Origin of the sequence: Thiolapillus sp. (genome assembly GCF_048562965.1) — a bacterium.
GTDB lineage: Bacteria > Pseudomonadota > Gammaproteobacteria > Chromatiales > Chromatiaceae > Thiolapillus > Thiolapillus brandeum_A.
On record NZ_JBHNMF010000477.1, the window covers coordinates 1 to 2558 of the forward strand.

Consider the following 2558-nt stretch of genomic DNA (forward strand, 5'->3'; position numbering starts at 1 on the left):
GCTCGCTCAATTATCAGCTGCGAATCGCCCGCTTTCCCATTCGTCGTGAACTCGACAGCTTTGAATGGGCGGAATCGAATGTGGATCAGGCCACCTTTGAAACCTTGGCGGAAGGCCACTTCACATCACAGGCCCACAATCTCATCCTGGTAGGCGGTACCGGCACGGGGAAAACCCACCTGGCCACGGCCCTGGGTATAGCGGTGATCCATCGTGGCCAGCGGGTTCGCTTCTTCAATGTCGTGGATCTGGTGAATCGCCTGGAACAGGAAAAGGCCAATGGCCAGTCCGGCAAAATCATTCGCCAGCTGTTACAGGTGGATCTGGTGATCCTTGATGAACTGGGGTATCTGCCGTTTCCGGAGTCTGGCGGTGCTTTGCTGTTCCACCTGGTCAGCCAGCTCTATGAACGCACCAGTCTGATCATCACCACCAATCTGTCCTTCTCTGAATGGGTGCAGGTCTTTACCGATGCCAAGATGACGACCGCCATGCTCGACCGCATCACTCATCACTGCGACATCATCGAAACCGGCAATGAATCCTACCGGTTCAAACACCGCAATCAGGCCTCATAGCCTGGTCAAAATTGCACGCTGATACCTGGTCAATTTTGGATGCTGTTTGACAGATTTCCGCAAACAACAGCGACAGCCATTGGTAGTACTTCCAGACAATGGGGCGCTCACGGTCCTCATTGATCGCCAGACTATGGCTGACAATGTTGTGTTCGTAACGCAGCAGTTCGTTTTGTGTAATACTCGAATCCGCTTGTAGATTGATAGCGAGCGTCTTGTAGAAATGGTGCAGGTTTTCCGCGCTCATGCCCTCCGGTGCATCCTTGACGATTTTCGCCAACGGCAGCACTGGCCGCAGTGTCCGCTTGCCGTCCTTGTGGTCTTTTAGTGGGTCGAAACCGAACAGGCTGATGATCCACTGGTTGAGCACCAGCTTGTGGCCAAAGGGCAATTGCTTTTTTCTACTTGTTTTACGCCGCGCCATGGCTACCTCCTGCCAATGTTTCCATCTTGCCAACCCAGCTATCAAAAAGTGGGCAGGCCTGACGCATGTTGTCTATGCCAATTTGCTCAGCGATCGCGATACCCGTGGTGGTCTTCTTGAAACGGCTGGAGAGTTGTTGCAGTCGCCTGGATGGTGCGGTGTCTGGCCGGTCGTTGATGTTTTCCGGCTCGCCACATTCCTCCAGAATGGCGTCAACACGCTGCCGCCTCACGCCCAGATGCTCGGCCAGACAATCGGGGTCGCTGAAATACAGGGCCTCGGTTTCATGCATGGAGACATAGGGGATGAATCTTTCCTGTGGGTTTTGTGCTGGAAACAGGCTTTGTACTGCTTCAGCAGTCGCCTTGCACATGACCTGCCATTTCTGTTGATGGTTTGCCAGATGTCTGGATTCGGCATAGCCCGGCCAATCGGGTTTGATACCGTAATAATCCACCAGCAGGGTAATCCAGGTGTCTGCGCGTTGCTTGAGATGCCGTTCAATATCATTGCGTGCACGACTGAACTTGACATCACCGCCTTTCTGGCCCGGCTTGTGCAGAATGACGGGTACCGGATATACCCGTTTATCCGCCAGATAGGGCGTGAGCAACTGTTTAACAAAAAGTTGCTCTGTCGGCCCCTCAACCAGTACCACCAACTCGGCATAATCACTCATCCGATGTGCCTCCCTGAATCACATTGCGTGTCCAGAGTTCACCAACGGAGTAATCCTCCAGCCATTGGCTGAAATCCTGTTCAGACAGGCGTTCGAAGGTTGATTGGCCATCCTTGCGATTGACCACCACAATATCGTCAATGGCAAACTGGTCGATCAATAACGGCGACTGGGTGGCGAGAATGACCTGGGTGCGTTGGGCGGCATCTGTGATCAGCTCGGCAAGAATACGAATGGCTTCTGGATGCAGCCCAAGCTCCGGTTCATCAATGACGATGGCAGATGGCGGATCGGGCTGTAACAGTGCGGTGGCCAAGCAGATAAAGCGTATGGAACCATCAGACAAATGATAGGGTTGCAGCGGATAATCCGAGCCTTTTTGCTGCCAGCTGAGTTTGACCTTGTCGGCCTCACCCTGTTGGAACACATCCAGACGGAAATTATCGAAAAAAGGCAATATTAGCCGAGTGGCGTTCACCACTTCCTGATAATAGCGATACAAGGATTCAGACTGCTTCAGACGTAACAAAAACGGGGCGATATTGCTGCCATTATTTCTGAGCCGCTGGTTGTCTTCGACAATTTCAGACCGGCGCATGGGCGCGGTGGGGCTGGTGTCATGGAAGTGATACACCATCCAGTGCGCGATAGATTCATAGACAAAATGCCCTACGCCATTATATTGGCCATCGGCAGAACGCTCATTGCGTTCGTCATAGAGGCGGCTTTCATGGGCTGCTGAGCCATAAGACCACCAATTAGTTCTACTTTGTCATATTTCCCCACCCCTCCGCCGACAGGATTCTGTGGCAGCCTGTCGTCGCCGGTGTCGCTCTTGAATAAGTCTGGCGAGTTGTTTGGGTGTAGGTTCTGGCTT

The 2558-nt window shown here is 52.9% G+C and carries 5 protein-coding genes; 1 reads left to right on the plus strand and 4 read right to left on the minus strand.

Annotated elements, in window-relative coordinates:
• The coding region (gene istB / locus ACOCD2_RS16565; RefSeq protein ID WP_293726422.1) for an IS21-like element helper ATPase IstB at positions 1 to 578 on the plus strand (578 nt) is incomplete at its 5' end.
• Here the strand turns inward: istB and ACOCD2_RS16570 are convergent.
• The 4 genes from ACOCD2_RS16570 to ACOCD2_RS16585 form a co-directional block, all read right to left on the minus strand.
• The gene (locus tag ACOCD2_RS16570; protein WP_293648284.1) at positions 553 to 1002 is read right to left on the minus strand and encodes a hypothetical protein; all 450 of its coding nucleotides are present in this window, start codon (positions 1000 to 1002) and stop codon (positions 553 to 555) included. The genes istB and ACOCD2_RS16570 overlap by 26 nt on opposite strands.
• Positions 989 to 1681: a DUF4276 family protein gene (locus tag ACOCD2_RS16575; RefSeq protein WP_293648287.1), complete on the minus strand. Its 693-nt coding sequence runs from the start codon at positions 1679 to 1681 to the stop codon at positions 989 to 991. Before ACOCD2_RS16575 ends, ACOCD2_RS16570 begins: the two co-directional genes overlap by 14 nt.
• Positions 1674 to 2279: an AAA family ATPase gene (locus ACOCD2_RS16580; RefSeq protein ID WP_305801612.1), complete on the minus strand. Its 606-nt coding sequence runs from the start codon at positions 2277 to 2279 to the stop codon at positions 1674 to 1676. The genes ACOCD2_RS16575 and ACOCD2_RS16580 overlap by 8 nt, the downstream gene beginning before the upstream one ends.
• Before the next feature lie 71 nt (positions 2280 to 2350).
• Positions 2351 to 2558 (minus strand): hypothetical protein (locus ACOCD2_RS16585; RefSeq protein ID WP_293648290.1); only part of this gene is annotated, 208 nt, incomplete at its 5' end.